The sequence below is a fragment of the Acinetobacter piscicola genome (genome assembly GCF_015218165.1).
GTDB lineage: Bacteria > Pseudomonadota > Gammaproteobacteria > Pseudomonadales > Moraxellaceae > Acinetobacter > Acinetobacter piscicola_A.
Genome location: NZ_CP048659.1, coordinates 493,894 through 510,113 on the forward strand (window position 1 = coordinate 493,894; position 16,220 = coordinate 510,113).

Here is a 16,220-nt window from a genome sequence, read left to right on the forward strand (position 1 = left end):
GCAAGGCATAAACCATGGTAAATCAAAATAATCCAACATCAGAGGCTCAAAATCAGCCTGATTCTGATAATAAAAACTTAATCAGCATTGCACAATACTTAAAAGGTGTACAGTCGGGTCACAAAAGGTCAATACCCCCTTTACAGCAATGGCAACCAAAGCATTGTGGCAAAATGGATTTAAAGGTAAAAGCCAATGGAGAATGGTGGCACGAAGGTCAATTGATCAAACGTCAAGCACTCTTAGATCTGTTCAGTACAGTGCTGTGGAAGGAAGACGGGAAGTTTTATTTAAAAACCCCTGTTGAGCAAATTGAAATTGAAGTGGAAGATGAACCTTTATTGGTGAATCAAGTCAATCAAGTTGAGATTGGCGGACAAACATATTTACAAGTCACAACGAGCAATCAAGATGTGGTTTTGGTCGATGCAGAACATCCGATTTTTATGCGACAATATCAAGGTGAATTAAGACCTTATGTGCATATTCGCTTTGGAATAAATGCATTGATTCAACGTCACGCATTTTTCCATCTCGTTGAGTACGGTACATTGCTCGAAAATGCGCAAGGTGATACGATTTTATCGCTACAAAGTGGTGATTTTCACTTGCAATTGGGCACTTGAGGTTTAAGCTAGTCTATAATTTTTTGACTCATATCGTAGTGGATCAGATGAGCGCCATTCTCCCTTTATATCCTTTAGAAAATCCAATGCCCAAAGCATCTGCAGATGCCCCCATTGGTATTTTTGACTCGGGCATAGGTGGGTTGTCGGTTGCTCAAGAAATTGCCAACTATTTACCGAATGAGCGTATTTTATATTATGCAGATACCGCACATGTGCCGTATGGTGCGCGTGATGACCAAAATATTCGTGAGCTTACAGCTCATGCCATTGAATGGTTATATCGCCAAGGTTGTAAAATTGCGGTAGTCGCGTGTAATACTGCTTCAGCTTTTAGTTTGGATTATTTACGTGAACATTATGGGGAGAATTTTCCAATCGTGGGTTTAGTGCCTGCATTAAAACCTGCGGTATTGCAAACTAAATCTAAAGTTGTTGCTGTGTTGGCAACCCCTGCGACATTTCGGGGTAAATTGATTAAAGATGTCGTGCAACGTTTTGCTGAGCCTTCAGGCGTTGATGTGATCACAGTCACGTGCTTAGAACTTGTACCTTTTGTGGAAGCAGGTTTACAAAATAGTGAACAGTGTAAAAAAGCCTTAAAAAAAGTTTTAGACCCTGTGATCGCACAACATGCAGATTATTTAGTATTGGGATGTACGCATTACCCATTTTTAAAAGAAGCGATTCAGCAGATTTATGCAGATCAATTGACTTTGGTGGATTCTGGTTTTGCAGTTGCACGACAAACGGCAAGAATTTTAATTAAAAATGGGTTATTATCCGAAATCCCGTTGCAACATGAAATCCAGTTGATGTGTAATGTCAGTGGTCATAATGCACATACTTTACAACCCGTCCTAAAATATTTAATTCCAGAAAAAATATCATGGTCAATTCATGATGTTATTTGATAAACTGCAAGATCAGTCCAACATATAAAATTAAGAAAACTTTAATTTTATTTATTTATATTTATAAGTGTAGGGCATATAACTTCATGATTTGTTTGGGGCAGATCAATATTTAAGCTATATGAGAAGGATGGGTTAACCTATGCTCGACAAACGTTATCAAGTCTTTATTACAACATCTGGCAAAGAAATGCAGCCAGAACGAATGATCGTGTCACAAACACTCATTGGAATGGGATTTTTTTCATGGGGTTTAGAGCAACGTACACCTTTAAGCACAGCATTTGCACGTCGTCAGATTGATGATTGTGATTACGTTTTATTGCTTTTAGGAAGCCAATACGGAGAGCAGTCCGTGTCTGGTGTCAGCTATATGCATTTAGAATATATTTATGCTGTGACCAAACAAAAACCTGTAATTGTCTTTTTGCATGAAGCGCCTGAGTCACGTGATGCGACTTTGCAGGAATCACGTGCAGAATTAAAAGAAAAGTTTTATGAGTTTCGAAACCAGTTGCAAAGAGAAGTTGAGCAAGTGGTGACGTATAGAACCTTAAGAGATTTAGAATTAAGCGTACGTTCTTATATGCCACAAATGTTGGAGCGTTATCCTGTTGTGGGATGGGTACGTCCACAAAATATCCAAGTGTTGCAAGATGAAATTGATCGTTTAAAAACGCAATTGGCACAGGTAAAACACAGTCAAGCGCCGAAAGAAGCAGACCCTTTCTTGACTCTACCGAAAGTGTCTATTCACGATGTGTTTAATTTTGACTATCGGGTTCATGCTTATCAAGATGGCAATTTTAAAGAAATGAATCCCATCCGTGAAATGACATGGATTGAAATTTTAAAAGTATTATCTGTAGAGTTTAGACAAAAGACCCCTGAAGATAGCTTTTCTAAAGTATTAAATGAATATCTGAATCGATCTGGTTTAGCTGATGTTCAGGTTTCGATGCCAAGAGTACATGCTGTGGCACGCGCGCAAATTAATGTGCGTGCCTTACATACCATTAAACAGCAAATGCGGCAAAATGATTGGATTGTACCGATTGGTCGTGATGATCGTCAGCGTATGTTATGGCAAATTACTAGCAAAGCTTTAAGACTTCTAGAAAACTCACAAATGTTAGGTGCACGTTCTTTGATTATCTAAAATTAAGGACATTTGCTTAGATATTCGGTAAGGTATAGTGAAGTCAATTAATTTGAAAATACAATGAAGCTTGCAAAACCGAAAGTTTTAGTGATTGTTGCAAATTTAGGTACGCCTGATGCGCCGACTGAGGTGGCTGTTCGGCGCTTTCTAAAACAGTTTTTGTCTGATGGGCGTGTGATTGAAATTCCCAAGTTCATTTGGCAAATTATTTTACATGCTTTTGTCTTACCATTTCGTCCTAAACGCGTTGCGCATGCTTATGCACAAGTGTGGCTAAAAGATTCTCCTATGCGAGAAATTTTGTTACAGCAAACCAGCCTATTAAAGCAGCAACTTATCGCACAAAATCCAACACTTGATCTGCATCTTGTTCCTGCGATGACGTATGGTCAACCTGGGATTACGCAAGTACTGCAAGATGCCGAGCAGCAAAAGTATGATCAAATTATTTTGTTGCCACTTTTTCCACAATATTCAGCAACATCGACTGCACCCTTGTATGATGCTGTTGCAAAATGGATCCCCACACAACGTAATTTGCCTGCACTGACCATTATTCGTGATTATTATCAACATCCTGCATATATTCAGGCTTTAGCAGACAGCGTCATTCGGTTTCAACAAGAGCATGGCTACGCTGAAAAATTATTGATGTCTTTTCATGGTATTCCACAGCCTTATGCAGATAAAGGTGATCCCTATGCAGAGCGTTGTCGTGTGACGGCACAGAAAGTTGCAGATGCTCTAAATTTAACGGATGATCAATGGCAAATTAGTTTCCAATCTCGTTTTGGTAAACAAGAATGGGTTAAACCCTATACAGACCAAGTATTACAAGATTGGGCAGCACAAGGCGTGAAGTCAGTACAAATTATGAGTCCTGCATTTTCAGCCGACTGTTTGGAAACTTTAGAAGAATTGGCATTGCAAAATGCAGAATTATTTATGCAAGCAGGCGGGCAGTCGTATCAATATATTCCTGCATTAAATAGTGATGCTGCCCATATTGAATTTTTAGCTGAATTGTTACAAGCAAATTTAGATCCACTCAGTACCACATTTAAAGCGATTTGAGGAAAAAATATGTTACAAGTCAAAATTGTACCCGTCACTGCATTTGCTCAAAATTGCTCAATTGTGTGGGATTCTGAATCTAAAGAAGCGGTGTTAATTGATGCAGGTGGTGAGCCTGAAAAATTAAAGAAAGAAGTCGAAGCTTTAGGTCTAACAGTAAAAGTGTTGTGGCTGACACACGGGCATTTAGATCATGCAGGCGCTGTCGGTGCTCTGGTGAAAGATTGGAATGTACCTGTGATTGGTCCACATAAAGAAGATGCTTTTTGGTTGGATATGATTCAAGAAGTATCAGCGCGCTATGGTTTTCCTATCCCTGAACTTGTGCAGGTCAATCAATGGTTAGAAGGTGGCGAAACGCTGAAAATAGGGGATGAAGAGTTTGAAGTACGCTTTGCACCGGGACATACACCCGGCCATGTGATGTTTTACAATGCAAAGTATGGCGTACTGTGGACGGGTGATGTTTTATTTAAAGGTTCGATTGGGCGGACAGATTTTCCGAAAGGCAATCATCAACAGTTATTAGACTCGATTCAACGTGAATGTTTTAGTTTGCCTGATGAAACCCAATTTATTTCTGGGCATGGACCGATGAGTACAATTGGTTTTGAAAAACAGCATAATCCATTTGTAGCAAGTAAAGCAGGTTAAACTCTTCTTTTACGTTTGCCGTAAAAAGCTTTATTCCTTTTGGTAATAAACCTTGAGTGAATAAAGCTTTTTTATCATCTATTACGCTATTCAAAAGGGTTAGAATTTTTTTTACGAATCTCTAAGCCGATTAAAACTGCTGCAATGATGAAAAGTATGGCAATGACAAAGAAGAGTCCATCAGAAGCGTAAAAGCCGAGGACAATAAAAAGCAAACTTAAAATAAGCGAAAGAATAAAAATAATTTTTAATACGAAAGACATAATTTTTCTCGAGTGAAGTCACATTATTTTTAAAATAAAACAGCAATAATTTGAAAATATGGTTAAGTTATAATACAAAGTGCATCAGTTGCTCTTGTTATATTGTAATGAAATATTGCCCGTACTTATGAGTCTTCAGCTTGCGGGGCATCTTCTGTCGGTAATTTATAATCTTCACTAGCCCAAGCACCCAGATCAATGAGTTTACAACGATCTGAACAAAATGGACGAAACTCATTATTTTCCCAAGTCGTTGGCTCACCACAACGTGGGCATGGAAAAGTGCGTGGCATGATTTGTTCCTCATTTTGAAAAGTGAAATAGGCAAAGTGCGTGAGACTTGCTAGACTTGTGCCGATTTTTCTTAGTTTGATCTGATTATGCCGATTCGTCAATTTCAAGCGCAGCGTATGCATGCTCCCCGTGATTTTCAACCGATTGAAAATAATCCTATTTGTATAGAAATTGGCGCAGGCAAGGGTAAACATGCATTGCTGTTTTCAGGACAACATCCTGATTTAAAACTCATTGCGGTTGAAAGGACACGAGAAAAATTTTTAGCCATGCAAAAACAGCATCAGCTTGAAGGACAAGCCAATTTAACCACAATTCATGCAGATGCTTTACCGTGGGTGGTACATGCCTTGTATCCACAACAAGTACAACAATTCTTTATTTTATATCCGAATCCTGAACCACATAATCCTGCTCAGCGTTGGTTAAATATGCCATTTTTTGAATTTCTAATTTCACGCTTGCAGTATAACGGTACAGTGACATTGGCAAGTAATATTCCCGAATATATTGCAGAAGCAGAGCAACAACTCAAGGATATTTGGAAATTGCCTTATGAAAAACAGGTGATTGCACAGGATTCAGCACGTACGCATTTTGAAGTGAAATATTTAGCGCGTGGTGAATTGTGTCAACAGTTGGTCATTTCTAAGCCTGAAAACTATGTCACTCGCTTTGATGATTTTCAGCCTTTACAAGGTCAAAATGTACAAGTGACTGAGCTTACAGATGAGGAATAAGCGAATTGCCATTGTTGGGGCAGGACCTGCAGGCTTAATGGCTGCGGAAGTACTCAGTGCATTTGATTATGACGTGCATGTCTTTGAGCAAAAGCCTTCAGCAGCACGTAAGTTTTTGATGGCAGGGAAAACAGGGCTGAATATTTCCCATGCCGAGCCTATAGCACAATTTTTACAACGTTATGATCAGGTGCAATGGTTAAGTCCTTGGATCAAACAATGGGATGCAAATTGGATTCAAGCATGGATGCAGGATTTAGGGATTGAGTCTTATGTCGGGACGTCAGGGCGGATCTTCCCGATTGAAATGAAAGCTGCACCTTTGCTTCGATCATGGTTAAAACGTTTGATGGAACAGAAGGTTAAATTTCATTATCGTCATCAAATTTTGGATTTAAAACACCAGACTTTAAGCATTCAAAATTTAAAATCAGAACAGATATTTGAACAAAATTTTGATGCAATTGTTCTTGCTTGTGGCGCAGTATCATGGTCACGCCTAGGGAGTGACGGTGCATGGCAAAAATGGTTAGATGCGAATGAAATAGAACCCTTTCAAGCAAGCAATGCGGGCGTTGAAAGAGCTTGGTCGACGTTTATGCAACCTGTATTAGGGCAACCGTTGAAACGTGTTGAAGCATGGGTAAAAGGACAGTCTAAGACGCAGGGTGATATTGTCATCACCCATTATGGTTTGGAAAGTGGGTTGATTTATAAACAAGGTCGGGCTTTGCGTGCTTTACAAAAGCAGGAGCAGGCTTTAACACTATATTTAGATTTATTGCCTGATTTAAGCCTTGCGCAATTGATACAAAAATTACAACCCTCAAGAAAACAATCTACTGCGAATATTTGGCGTAAAGCAGGTTTGGATGTTGCTAAAGCCAGTTTAGTGCGTGAAATCGTCGATAAATCTTTGTGGAATCAAGTCGAAACGTTAGCGCATGAGATTAAGCATTTGAAAATTGAGCTGTCAGGTTTTCGTCCCATTGAGGAAGCGATCAGTTGTGCTGGCGGTGTCAGAAAAACGGGATTGAATGAGTATTTACAGCTCAAATCCAATTCATCTGTATTTTGTTGTGGGGAAATGTTGGATTGGGATGCACCTACAGGCGGCTATTTGTTGACGGCTTGTTTTGCGACAGGGCGTGCAGCAGGGCAAGGTGTACATCAATATTTAAGCCATGATGCAAAAATTGTATAAGATTAAATTTAGATTAACTTTCCAAATATATGCTACTTTGAAATGGTTTGATATGAAGAGAGAAAGGCATGTCTGCTGAAAAATTATATACAGGAAGTTGTTTGTGTGGCGGGATTCATTATGAAATTCATGGTGAAATTGGTGACCTTATCGAGTGTCATTGCAAGCGTTGCCGTAAAGCCAATGGGACAGCCTTTGCCACCAACGCCCCGATTCAAAAAGCTGATTTTAAAATTGTCAAAGGTGAAGCTTTACTGAAAAAGTTTGCTTCTACACCAACCACAGAACGCTGTTTTTGTGCTGAGTGTGGTTCACCGATTATCAGCATTAAAGCCGAAACGCCTGATACTTATCGTTTAAGAATTGGGACGTTAGATACCCCACTTGAGCATAAGCCGACTATGCACATTTTTGCTGCTTATAAAGCAGAGTGGGACACGATTTGTGATGGTTTGCCACAGTATGATGAACGACCTTAATGGGGTGAATTAAAGAGTCAAATCACATCATAATCATCATTTATTTTAATTACATTCCTCCCTTGCAAAGCAGTGTTTTTCGCCTTTTAAAAAGGGAGGAATAACCTGTGTAGGGTTATTTTGCAGTTAAAGCGTTACCTTCAAACTTGATGCCTTCCCAACCATTTTGCATAAACTGACGAATGTTTTGGTGGTCTGTTGCTTCAGGGCTTGCCAAAACAGCAGCATAATGTTCAGCAAATAAACTCAAGGTTTGTGCCTGATCCAATCCATTTAGCTGAGCAAATGAAAAGACCTTTGCACTGCCTTGGTTTTCTGTTGAAGCATTGTGCTGTTGGCCATTTTGAAAGGCAGTTGGGGTGTGTGTATAGCGTGCTTCAATAAATGCCAATACATCTGAAAATTGGGCTTCGCCTGCTGCAAGTTGTGTCAAAAGTGGGTGGGTCATTTTTTAATTTCCAAAAGGGTCTAAAATTGAATACTGCGCTATGATAGCGAAAATGTATTAAAATCGACATGCTCTGCGATTAAAATGAATAGACATTGCTTTTTTTGTTAATATCAAAACAGGATAGCAATCGCTCAAATAAGATTTTAAATTACCCTATGAATCGCCATTTATTTAAATTTAAACAAGAAAAAATATTTTTCCGCTTATTTTCACGATTATTGCAATCTCCCATTTTGTTGATTTTACGCCGTTATTTAATGCGTTTTTCACCGTTTTTACGTTTAGAAAGCCAAGCAACAGATACCGTTTATATGTCATGGTTGGTGGATGTTGATTTGGTGAAGCAACGCTTTCCTGAGCCGATTCGTTTATGGGAGCATCAAGGAAAAACCATTTTTAGTATTTTGTTTTATCATCACCATCACTTTGGCTTACATTGTTTTGGTCCTGCTCGGAAAATATTTCCTTCTCCACATCAGAGTAATTGGCGCTTTTATTTGGCAGCAGATTTACTCCCTAAAACAGTGATTTTTGAGCAAATCGTGGTAGATAAAATGTTGCATGTCATGGGTGGGCGTATGTTGAGTGATGCGATGCCCGCACAATATGATCCAAATTTTGTACACCATGTTGAGCAAGGAGAGGCGCATTTAAAGATTCATGCCAAAATCAATATGGATGAACGTTATTGCTTAGATGTAAAACTGAAAAATACGGTTGAGCAGCCGTTACAAGGGGATTGGGCTAATGTTTTTCCAACATGGGATGACGCTTTAGAATTTTTTGTGCCACAAGAGCATGTTTGGGTAGAGTGTGTTGATCAGCCACAACAGCTTTCTCAGGGTAATATTCAAATTGTCAGTGATTTTGCACAAATTCGTCCTTTAGAAATACAAGAAATTGATTGTCCACTGCTTGCAGAGTTTGGGATTGATGCACAAAGTAAAGCCTTATGCTTTTTTATTCCACATTTAGATTTTCATGTATTGGGCGAAAATCCTGTTGAATCTATATCGAATGAAACTGAGGTCAATGCATCAGTAGATATGAAAAAGACAGAAAAATAATGAGAAGGGCATGACAGCTTAAAATTAAATGATTGTTCTTGTTTGAGTTGCATGGTTTTAAATCAACAACCTGATTAGATTCTTGATGAGCCAAGTGCTATTCTGTGGATAACATTGGATTTATACACACGTGGGACGATTGAAATGAATTGGTTATTGGTCGCATGTGGGGGTGCAATCGGTGCAAGCTTACGCTATGGTGCAGGACTCATCATTGTTAAACCCCAGAGTTTATTTCCATGGGCAACATGGTCGATTAATCTCTTAGGTTGCTTTTTAGCAGGGGTGTTTTTTGCATTTACACAGAAATATCCAATTTTACAGCAAGAAACGCGTCTCTTTTTAATGGTCGGAATTTTGGGTGGTTTTACCACATTTTCTAGCTTTGGTTTGGAGACATTTCAGCTCATTCGTCAAGGACAATTTCCACTTGCTTTGGCATATACCATTTCAAGCGTCATTGTTGGTCTTATTTGTTTAGCCATCGGTTTTTATCTGTTTCAAATGATGTTAAATGGAAAATAAAAAAAAGCCTAAAGGGAGGAGTGCTTTAGGCTACAGTGAATAAATTAAACTCAAATATGTGGGTGAAAATTAGCGTTTAAAACGTGCAAAACGTTTGTTAAAGCTTGCAATACGTCCTTCATTGTTGATTTGACGGACTTCACCTGTGTAGAACGGATGCGAAGCACTTGAAATATCCAAGGCCACATAAGGATATTCTTGCCCTTCGTATTCACGTATTTGCTTGGTCTGAATCGTACTGCCAATCACAAAGTACGCATTGGCATTGGTGTCGTGGAATAAAACTTGGCGGTATTCAGGATGGATGTTAGGACGCATATTATTCTCCAATAAATTTTTTTGATAAAAGAAATGTTATAACATAACATTTAAAATGTAAAGTGCATTCTAAGTTTGTTAAGGACCATGTTGAAAAGATGAGTCAAAAAATAAGGCAAAAAAAAAGAAGCCTAAGCAGGAGGATAGTTTGCTTAGACTTCAAAATATGGTTTTACTTTAATCGGAGCTGCTTAAAAAATAATTAACTAAACATGAATAAAATCTTAATTTTACTGAGGAACTAATTCTTCAAAGACATCGCTTAAATCATCGTGGACTTTGAGTTGGATCAGGTTCCAATAATGTCCTGAAATTGTGCGATTGACCATGAGTGTATCGGGTGAGGGCTTGAAAACATCCCAATATTTCAGTGATTTTTTCACCAGTTTCATGCCATCATGATGTGCTGAGTTTTCAGCAAAATCATAATGTGTAGTCAGTGGGCGTAATAAAACTTCTAACCATTCTTTATATAAATCTTCAGGAAATTTACCTTTTTCAGAAAGGGCATCCAAAGCGATTAATTCATTTTCAATGGTGCTAATATCGGCTTTACGACCTGCACGCACTAAAGTTTTAAAATGGCTAATGATCTCTGTAGAAAGGGTTTTTACGCCACCAAAGTCATAAATAATCACGCTACCATCGGCGCGGAAAGCAAAGTTACCAGGATGTGGGTCGCAGTGAAAACGTTTTAAAAAGAATATTTGCTGTCCCAATGCTCGAATTAAACGTTCACCGATTTCATTGCGAATCGCCAAGTCCCATGTACTTGCAGTTTCAATATTGTCGCCTTTTTCCATGCTCAGCGTCAGAATACGTCTACTTGAATATTCAGGATAAACATGAGGAATAATAATTTTGTTATCTAAGCTTTGATGGAATGTTTTAAAGACTTGTAAGTTCTGTGCCTCAATTTCATAGTTCAGTTCTTCATGCAAACTGTCTTGAATTTCTTTAAATAAACGGTCTTGTAGTTTTTTATCGACTTTTAACACACCCATTAAGCGCAGCGCCAAACGGACTTGTTTTAAGTCACTTTCACAAGCCTCATCTACACCCGGATATTGCACTTTAACCACAACTTCTGTGCCATTCGGTAGGGTTGCTTTATGCACTTGCCCAATAGATGCAGCGGCAAAAGGTTGTTCTTCGAAACTTGTAAAGACTTGCTCTAAAGGTTTGCCTAATTCTTTTTCGACCTGTTTTTTGATGTCAGCAAAGGGCATGGCAGGGGCTTGGCGTTGCAGTTTTGCAATGGCTTTTGCCACTTCAGGTGGAAAAATATCTTTGTACTGTGAAGCGATTTGTCCAACTTTCATTACTGCACCTTTCATTTCACCTAAGGTGTCAGCAATTTGTAAACCAATGTCTTGAAACAGTTTGCTGCGAGCTTCATTTTTTTGATCTTCATCAGCATTAAAGTTGCGAATGGAATTGGACACAGTTTTGGTCGCAATACTTGCGGTCATCCCTGCAAGTTTCATAAAACGACGACCTGGTGTACTTGAATTTTTCGACATTCAGACAAATCCTTAAACTTTGATGAAGTTTTTTTCTCATTTTGATCATAGGCGACTATTCTTAAACTGCCTACTTTAAATTGTTAAGATATTGTTTCTACTTTGCTATTTTTCTAAAAGCAGCATTGCTTGGATTTTTCATTGTGTACGCCTTGTTTCGCGTTACAATGATTTTAGTTGAAAATGTGGTGAGTGACTATGAAAGTTTATCGTTATTTAACAGGTCAGGATGATGTGAATTTTTGTGCCAGAGTCACCAAAGCACTGAATGAAGGCTATGAACTTTATGGTTCACCGACCATGACATTTAATGGTCAGAATGTGATTGTTGGGCAAGCCATTGTGAAAGAAGTGGGGGATGACAGTGAAGTTCCGCTAGGATTGAAGGATGCGATGGCAAAATTATAATTGCTACCACATCCGACAACACAGAGTGAATCATATTACAAGTTTAATGGGTCTGCTGACTGAGTCTTTTATTATTCATAAACAAACGCATCAGCAATAACACACAAGCGATACTTAAACCGACAATTAAGCCCGTCCATACACCTGCAGCACCCAATTCGGTATAACGTGCTAGATAAATTCCGACAGGGAAAGCAATCACCCAATAGGCAAGCATCGTCACCCACATTGGACCTTTAGTGTCTTGCATGCCACGTAAACATCCTGCGGCACTGACTTGCCATGCATCCATCAGTTGATAGGCAATTGCGAATAAAATTAAATACACTGCAATCTGAGCAACTTCATAATCAGAGGTGTAGACCGCCACAATTTCATTGCGCAGCAACCACATGAGTAACATGGTAATGAATGCAAATACTGTAGCAGTCAACATGCCGACTTTTTGTACCTTACGCATAGCCACCCAATTCTTTTCACCATAATAGGTTCCGATCCGAATCGTTAAGGCAAGTGCCAATGACATCGGAATCATAAATAATTGTGATGTCACCGAAATCGCAATCTGATGCGCTGCAATAGTGACCTCACCCAAAGTACTTAGAACAATAGCCCCTGTACTGAAAATACTCACTTCAAAAAAGATCGCAAGTCCAATCGGGAAACCCAACTTTAAAATTCGTTTGATCAAAACAGGATTAATTTTTTCAAAATGCGTGAGTGGTTGAGTCTTTTGATAGCGTTTGGCTTTAAACACATAGATGGCTAAAACAATAAACATCAGCCACTGTAAAATGGCGGTAGCAAAACCACAGCCTGCACTGCCTAAGTGTGGAATGGGGCCAATGCCATACATAAAAATAAAATTCAGCGGAATCAGAACCACTAAAGCCATCAGACTGAGCAATGTAACAGGACGTGGATAACCTAATGCTTCTGAATAATTACGCAGCGCTGCATACATGGTGACAGCAGGCATACCAAAAGCAATGGCATGTAAAAACAGACTTGCTTTAGGCAATAATGAGTCAGGTACACCAAACAGCGGCAGCAATAAGGGCATGGCTTGTAAGATCAGCATGGCAATAATGCCGAGCACCAAAGCCACCCACAGGGATTGGCGCACGATACTCGGAATTTGTTCAGGTGTACGTGCGCCGTTGGCTTCAGCCACCAAAGGTGTGGTTGCAATCATGATGCCACTGAACAGCAACATGATTGGAATCCACAAGCCGACACCGACAGCAATCGCGGCGAGGTCTTCGGCAGACATATGTCCTGCCATAATGGTGTCAATCAGTCCGAAACCTGCGTAGGCAAACTGAGTGACCAAAATCGGAAGCATCAAGTGAAACAGTTGCTTTAATTCAAAGCGGGTAGTTGTGGCTTTTATGGATTCAGACACAGAAATTACTCGTTTTAAATGTGCTTAGAATAAAAAACGGTTAGCGTTGTAGAGTGAGAAGCACACCAATAAAAATCACCACGCCACCTAAAAGACGTTGCCAATTGAGTTGTGTTTTTTCGACGCCGAGTAAACCAAATTGATCAAACACCATCGACATCAAAATTTGCCCAAAAATAATCAGACCAAACAAGGTTAAAAAGCCGAGTTTGGGCGCGGTATAAATGCTGATACTGATGGCATACACACCTAGACATCCACCCAGCCATAAATACCACGGAATTTGCCCCAAATTTTGCAATGTGGGTTTGGGCGCAGACTGAAAAAACACAAAAATAGCGAGGACTATTGTACCAACTAAAAAGGACAAAAGGGCAGCTTGAATCGGGGAGTGTAAATATTCTCGTACTTGTGAATTCAGTGCAGTTTGAAAGGTCATGGCAATGCCAATGCCCATCGCAAGAGGCAATAATAAAAGCATTTGGCTCGAGAGCTTCATCATATTTTTATTGTCTGTGTTCCCTGTCTGAATTTTAGTCTAATGCAAAGTTAAGCAATGTGCGAATGATAGATACAGTCTAATAGTAAAAAATCAGTGGAAGCAGTGGTCTAAAATCAGTGGTGTTCTAAAAAAGTATGCTAACTTGATCATCAAAGAAATGAGTAGAATATTATTCTGCACTGCCTCATTGATATTACAAAGTTCGAATTTTTTTGCGTAGGCGATGCCTTACTTTTTAGGGATAAAAAGTAACAAAAATCCCTTGTTGGACAAAGGGGATATCCATATCACCCTTGCCCAACGGCGACATCCATGTCGCCTGCGATAGCACCGCATCGTTAAGTTCTAATTTTGGAGTGTGGTGTAAAATATGATCAATTTCCATGTTGTAGTGCTCTTTTCATTATTTTCTGAAATTATAAAGATCTTAGCTGAAAAATCATTTTCATTTGTCTGATTTGAATCACTCTGACTCATGCTAAAATTCACCATTCTCCAAATTTTTCTGAGCTTCTTCCTTGGCTGATTTAAATCCTCAAAATATTCCACTTTCTCTCTATATTCATATGCCGTGGTGCGTGCGTAAATGTCCTTATTGTGACTTTAACTCGCATGCCGTGCCTGATGGAAAATTGTCTTTAGATTTGGAACAGGAATATTTACAGGCATTGGTTGAGGACTTTAAAACACAAATTGATTTTGCGCAGGGACGTGAAATTCATAGTGTATTTATTGGTGGAGGTACGCCCTCACTGATTTCAGCGCAGGGTTATCAATGGTTATTTACCCAATTAAAAGCTCTGATTCCATTTCAACAAGGCTGTGAAATTACGTTGGAAGCCAATCCCGGCACGGTGGAGCATGATCCATTTGCAGATTATCTGGATGTAGGCATTAACCGTTTATCGATAGGGGTACAAAGTTTTAATACCGAGCATTTAAAAAAATTGGGACGTATTCACTCCAATGATGATGCGATTTTGGCGATTCAACATGCCAAACAAGCAGGCTTTGAACGTGTCAATGTAGATTTGATGCATGGCTTGCCTGAACAGACTTTAGAACAAGCGTTAAATGATCTAAAACTTGCGGTGGAAAGTGGTGCAACGCATATTTCTTGGTATCAATTGACCATTGAACCCAATACCGTATTTTTCCGTACACAGCCGATTTTACCTGTCGATGATGTGTTGGAAGATATTCAGGAACAGGGCGAAGCGTACTTAAAAGCCAATGGATTTATCAACTATGAAGTGTCGGCTTGGCGTAAAGAACAACCTTCTGCACATAATCTGAATTATTGGCAATTTGGCGATTATTTGGCAATCGGGGCAGGGGCGCATGGCAAAGTGACTCAAGCGGATGGTGTATATCGTTTTCAGAAAACCCGCTTACCGAAAGACTATTTAGCCAAAGTGCCTGCGGAAAATTTGCAATTTAAACGTATTGAAAATGAAGATATGCCTTTTGAATTTATGATGAATGCACTGCGTTTGATGGATGGCGTAAAAGCAGATTTATATGCAGAACGTACAGGTTTGGATTTAAAAGATTTAGAGATTTTAGATTCTTTAAAACAGCGTCAGTTGATGGTGAATGATCCTGATATTTTAAATTGTACCAACAAAGGACATTTATTTTTAAATTCAGTTTTAGAAGCGTTTCTTTAATAAATCGGTATTGGAGAAAATAAATGATGCAATTAATAGAAATAGAGCCACATCGTTGGGAGTTGTATAAAGATGATGCGAGGATGTATCTCAACGTTATTATCGATTTGAGAGTAGCAGAATATGAAAAGACGATTGTTTTGGATGAAGAGGCGATTCAAAGTTATTTAAAAAATGGTCGAGCTTTTATTGATGCATTGGCAAAGAGAATTGAAAGCAGTCAACATCGAAAAGATTATGAAAGATTTTATTCGTATGCTAATGTTAGCAAAGAACAAAAGAAAGAAATGTCAGATGCATTTCAATGTTGGATAGCAACATTGGATGAGCCATATTCTCCGTATGTTTAATGTATAAACAACGATATAAATGCTGTTTGACTAGGAATATAACAATGAAAAAAATATTGATTGCATTGTTATTCTCATTGATGGGAATGACATTGAGCTATGCTAAAAGTAATGTCCCTCAATTTAAGGATTATCCTGTTCAACCTTATACGGGTAAAACTGCACAATTGGATATGAGGGATGAAAGTGCCCGAATGTTTCGCACTCGTTTACGTGATGCATTAAAAGAAAAGCCAAATTTTGCAGGTGAATATGTCATTACCATGTGGGGTTGTGGTGCGAGCTGCCGTAGTTATGCCTTTATCAATAAACGGACAGGAAAGTTGCTGGAGGGCGGTTTTGGTGGTGAGGGAAGTCAGGAAGATGTGATCGACTCACGGGCAAACAGCCGTCTATTGGTCACTCAAGAAGAACATAATAATGAAAATTGGGAAGTGGAGAGTATCACCACTCGATTTTATCTCTTTGAACATAATAAATTTAAACTATTAAAAACAGTGAAAGAACCTGCGCCGAAAGATGACTAATTTTTAGTAGGTAACTTATGATGATGTAATTATATTTATTTGGTTTAATAAAATTAACCTGAGT

At 38.9% G+C, this 16,220-nt stretch carries 21 protein-coding genes; 14 read left to right on the forward strand and 7 right to left on the reverse strand.

Annotation, left to right across the window (positions count from 1 at the left end; translation table 11 throughout):
• Nucleotides 1-14: 14 nt before the first annotated feature.
• The 5 genes from G0028_RS02290 to G0028_RS02310 all read left to right on the forward strand — a co-directional run bounded on the left by G0028_RS02290 (nucleotide 15) and on the right by G0028_RS02310 (nucleotide 4,430).
• Nucleotides 15-626 carry a DUF1285 domain-containing protein gene (locus tag G0028_RS02290; protein ID WP_180046815.1) on the forward strand — a complete coding sequence of 204 codons (612 nt, stop codon included), beginning with the start codon at nucleotides 15-17 and terminating at the stop codon, nucleotides 624-626.
• A gap of 47 nt (nucleotides 627-673) precedes the next feature.
• The gene (murI, locus tag G0028_RS02295; protein ID WP_130074292.1) at nucleotides 674-1,540 is read left to right on the forward strand and encodes a glutamate racemase; all 867 of its coding nucleotides are present in this window, start codon (nucleotides 674-676) and stop codon (nucleotides 1,538-1,540) included.
• A 142-nt stretch (nucleotides 1,541-1,682) separates the two neighbouring features.
• A complete protein-coding gene (locus G0028_RS02300; protein WP_180046813.1) occupies nucleotides 1,683-2,699 on the forward strand; it encodes a DUF4062 domain-containing protein in 1,017 nt (338 codons plus the stop codon).
• A 63-nt stretch (nucleotides 2,700-2,762) separates the two neighbouring features.
• Nucleotides 2,763-3,776 carry a ferrochelatase gene (gene hemH, locus G0028_RS02305; RefSeq protein WP_180046811.1) on the forward strand — a complete coding sequence of 338 codons (1,014 nt, stop codon included), beginning with the start codon at nucleotides 2,763-2,765 and terminating at the stop codon, nucleotides 3,774-3,776.
• Between the two features lie 9 nt (nucleotides 3,777-3,785).
• Entirely contained in the window at nucleotides 3,786-4,430 is a 645-nt protein-coding gene (locus tag G0028_RS02310; protein ID WP_180097346.1) for an MBL fold metallo-hydrolase, read from the forward strand.
• A gap of 388 nt (nucleotides 4,431-4,818) precedes the next feature.
• Here G0028_RS02310 and G0028_RS02320 read toward each other — a convergent pair whose 3' ends face one another.
• Nucleotides 4,819-4,986: a DNA gyrase inhibitor YacG gene (locus G0028_RS02320; RefSeq protein WP_130074296.1), complete on the reverse strand. Its 168-nt coding sequence runs from the start codon at nucleotides 4,984-4,986 to the stop codon at nucleotides 4,819-4,821.
• 81 nt (nucleotides 4,987-5,067) lie between these two features.
• On the opposite strand from G0028_RS02320, the gene G0028_RS02325 reads away from it, so the two are divergent.
• From G0028_RS02325 to G0028_RS02335, 3 genes are all read left to right on the forward strand, one after another.
• Nucleotides 5,068-5,727, forward strand: a complete 660-nt coding sequence (locus G0028_RS02325; RefSeq protein WP_180046839.1) for an SAM-dependent methyltransferase — start codon at nucleotides 5,068-5,070, stop codon at nucleotides 5,725-5,727.
• On the forward strand, nucleotides 5,717-6,931 hold the full coding sequence (locus G0028_RS02330; protein ID WP_180046807.1) for a TIGR03862 family flavoprotein: 1,215 nt from the start codon (nucleotides 5,717-5,719) through the stop codon (nucleotides 6,929-6,931). Before G0028_RS02325 ends, G0028_RS02330 begins: the two co-directional genes overlap by 11 nt.
• 68 nt (nucleotides 6,932-6,999) lie before the next feature.
• Nucleotides 7,000-7,410 carry a GFA family protein gene (locus G0028_RS02335; RefSeq protein WP_130074299.1) on the forward strand — a complete coding sequence of 137 codons (411 nt, stop codon included), beginning with the start codon at nucleotides 7,000-7,002 and terminating at the stop codon, nucleotides 7,408-7,410.
• 115 nt (nucleotides 7,411-7,525) lie between these two features.
• Here the strand turns inward: G0028_RS02335 and G0028_RS02340 are convergent, their stop codons facing one another.
• Complete coding sequence (locus G0028_RS02340; RefSeq protein WP_180046805.1) at nucleotides 7,526-7,858, reverse strand: HopJ type III effector protein; 333 nt, start codon at nucleotides 7,856-7,858, stop codon at nucleotides 7,526-7,528.
• Between the two features lie 158 nt (nucleotides 7,859-8,016).
• Here G0028_RS02340 and G0028_RS02345 point away from each other — a divergent pair, with 158 nt between their 5' ends.
• Both G0028_RS02345 and crcB read left to right on the forward strand, forming a co-directional pair.
• Nucleotides 8,017-8,928 (forward strand): DUF2071 domain-containing protein, encoded by a 912-nt coding sequence (locus tag G0028_RS02345; protein WP_130074301.1) that lies wholly within the window; start codon nucleotides 8,017-8,019, stop codon nucleotides 8,926-8,928.
• A gap of 144 nt (nucleotides 8,929-9,072) precedes the next feature.
• Complete coding sequence (crcB, locus tag G0028_RS02350; RefSeq protein ID WP_130074404.1) at nucleotides 9,073-9,453, forward strand: fluoride efflux transporter CrcB; 381 nt, start codon at nucleotides 9,073-9,075, stop codon at nucleotides 9,451-9,453.
• Nucleotides 9,454-9,522: 69 nt separating this feature from the next.
• Here crcB and G0028_RS02355 read toward each other — a convergent pair whose 3' ends face one another.
• Both G0028_RS02355 and G0028_RS02360 read right to left on the reverse strand, forming a co-directional pair.
• Entirely contained in the window at nucleotides 9,523-9,771 is a 249-nt protein-coding gene (locus G0028_RS02355; protein WP_130074302.1) for a type B 50S ribosomal protein L31, read from the reverse strand.
• 230 nt (nucleotides 9,772-10,001) lie between these two features.
• On the reverse strand, nucleotides 10,002-11,294 hold the full coding sequence (locus G0028_RS02360) for an ABC1 kinase family protein (protein ID WP_180046803.1): 1,293 nt from the start codon (nucleotides 11,292-11,294) through the stop codon (nucleotides 10,002-10,004).
• A 198-nt stretch (nucleotides 11,295-11,492) separates the two neighbouring features.
• On the opposite strand from G0028_RS02360, the gene G0028_RS02365 reads away from it, so the two are divergent.
• Nucleotides 11,493-11,702 carry a DUF1737 domain-containing protein gene (locus G0028_RS02365; protein WP_130074304.1) on the forward strand — a complete coding sequence of 70 codons (210 nt, stop codon included), beginning with the start codon at nucleotides 11,493-11,495 and terminating at the stop codon, nucleotides 11,700-11,702.
• 43 nt (nucleotides 11,703-11,745) lie between these two features.
• Here the strand turns inward: G0028_RS02365 and G0028_RS02370 are convergent, their stop codons facing one another.
• The 3 genes from G0028_RS02370 to G0028_RS02380 form a co-directional block, all read right to left on the reverse strand.
• A complete protein-coding gene (locus G0028_RS02370; protein ID WP_180046837.1) occupies nucleotides 11,746-13,047 on the reverse strand; it encodes an MATE family efflux transporter in 1,302 nt (433 codons plus the stop codon).
• 100 nt (nucleotides 13,048-13,147) lie between these two features.
• Nucleotides 13,148-13,609: a DMT family transporter gene (locus G0028_RS02375; RefSeq protein WP_180046801.1), complete on the reverse strand. Its 462-nt coding sequence runs from the start codon at nucleotides 13,607-13,609 to the stop codon at nucleotides 13,148-13,150.
• Nucleotides 13,610-13,844: 235 nt separating this feature from the next.
• A complete protein-coding gene (locus tag G0028_RS02380) occupies nucleotides 13,845-13,994 on the reverse strand; it encodes a hypothetical protein (RefSeq protein ID WP_171405089.1) in 150 nt (49 codons plus the stop codon).
• A gap of 133 nt (nucleotides 13,995-14,127) precedes the next feature.
• On the opposite strand from G0028_RS02380, the gene hemW reads away from it, so the two are divergent.
• From hemW to G0028_RS02395, 3 genes are read left to right on the forward strand one after another with little or no spacing between them, the layout of a single operon-like run.
• Nucleotides 14,128-15,279 carry a radical SAM family heme chaperone HemW gene (gene hemW, locus G0028_RS02385; protein WP_180046798.1) on the forward strand — a complete coding sequence of 384 codons (1,152 nt, stop codon included), beginning with the start codon at nucleotides 14,128-14,130 and terminating at the stop codon, nucleotides 15,277-15,279.
• 23 nt (nucleotides 15,280-15,302) lie between these two features.
• Complete coding sequence (locus tag G0028_RS02390; RefSeq protein ID WP_227554762.1) at nucleotides 15,303-15,629, forward strand: hypothetical protein; 327 nt, start codon at nucleotides 15,303-15,305, stop codon at nucleotides 15,627-15,629.
• A 44-nt stretch (nucleotides 15,630-15,673) separates the two neighbouring features.
• Nucleotides 15,674-16,156, forward strand: a complete 483-nt coding sequence (locus G0028_RS02395) for a hypothetical protein (RefSeq protein ID WP_180046796.1) — start codon at nucleotides 15,674-15,676, stop codon at nucleotides 16,154-16,156.
• The last annotated feature ends 64 nt before the right edge of the window (nucleotides 16,157-16,220 follow it).

Bases quoted from the DNA above. Each gene is read 5' to 3' on its own strand.
- G0028_RS02290 (WP_180046815.1), top strand. From the start codon at position 15: ATGGTAAATCAAAATAATCCAACATCAGAGGCTCAAAATCAGCCTGAT.
- murI (WP_130074292.1), top strand. From the start codon at position 674: ATGAGCGCCATTCTCCCTTTATATCCTTTAGAAAATCCAATGCCCAAA.
- G0028_RS02300 (WP_180046813.1), top strand. From the start codon at position 1,683: ATGCTCGACAAACGTTATCAAGTCTTTATTACAACATCTGGCAAAGAA.
- hemH (WP_180046811.1), top strand. From the start codon at position 2,763: ATGAAGCTTGCAAAACCGAAAGTTTTAGTGATTGTTGCAAATTTAGGT.
- G0028_RS02310 (WP_180097346.1), top strand. From the start codon at position 3,786: ATGTTACAAGTCAAAATTGTACCCGTCACTGCATTTGCTCAAAATTGC.
- G0028_RS02320 (WP_130074296.1), bottom strand. From the start codon at position 4,986: ATGCCACGCACTTTTCCATGCCCACGTTGTGGTGAGCCAACGACTTGG.
- G0028_RS02330 (WP_180046807.1), top strand. From the start codon at position 5,717: ATGAGGAATAAGCGAATTGCCATTGTTGGGGCAGGACCTGCAGGCTTA.
- G0028_RS02335 (WP_130074299.1), top strand. From the start codon at position 7,000: ATGTCTGCTGAAAAATTATATACAGGAAGTTGTTTGTGTGGCGGGATT.
- G0028_RS02340 (WP_180046805.1), bottom strand. From the start codon at position 7,858: ATGACCCACCCACTTTTGACACAACTTGCAGCAGGCGAAGCCCAATTT.
- G0028_RS02345 (WP_130074301.1), top strand. From the start codon at position 8,017: ATGAATCGCCATTTATTTAAATTTAAACAAGAAAAAATATTTTTCCGC.
- crcB (WP_130074404.1), top strand. From the start codon at position 9,073: ATGAATTGGTTATTGGTCGCATGTGGGGGTGCAATCGGTGCAAGCTTA.
- G0028_RS02355 (WP_130074302.1), bottom strand. From the start codon at position 9,771: ATGCGTCCTAACATCCATCCTGAATACCGCCAAGTTTTATTCCACGAC.
- G0028_RS02360 (WP_180046803.1), bottom strand. From the start codon at position 11,294: ATGTCGAAAAATTCAAGTACACCAGGTCGTCGTTTTATGAAACTTGCA.
- G0028_RS02365 (WP_130074304.1), top strand. From the start codon at position 11,493: ATGAAAGTTTATCGTTATTTAACAGGTCAGGATGATGTGAATTTTTGT.
- G0028_RS02370 (WP_180046837.1), bottom strand. From the start codon at position 13,047: ATGCTTCCGATTTTGGTCACTCAGTTTGCCTACGCAGGTTTCGGACTG.
- G0028_RS02375 (WP_180046801.1), bottom strand. From the start codon at position 13,609: ATGATGAAGCTCTCGAGCCAAATGCTTTTATTATTGCCTCTTGCGATG.
- G0028_RS02380 (WP_171405089.1), bottom strand. From the start codon at position 13,994: ATGGAAATTGATCATATTTTACACCACACTCCAAAATTAGAACTTAAC.
- G0028_RS02390 (WP_227554762.1), top strand. From the start codon at position 15,303: ATGATGCAATTAATAGAAATAGAGCCACATCGTTGGGAGTTGTATAAA.
- G0028_RS02395 (WP_180046796.1), top strand. From the start codon at position 15,674: ATGAAAAAAATATTGATTGCATTGTTATTCTCATTGATGGGAATGACA.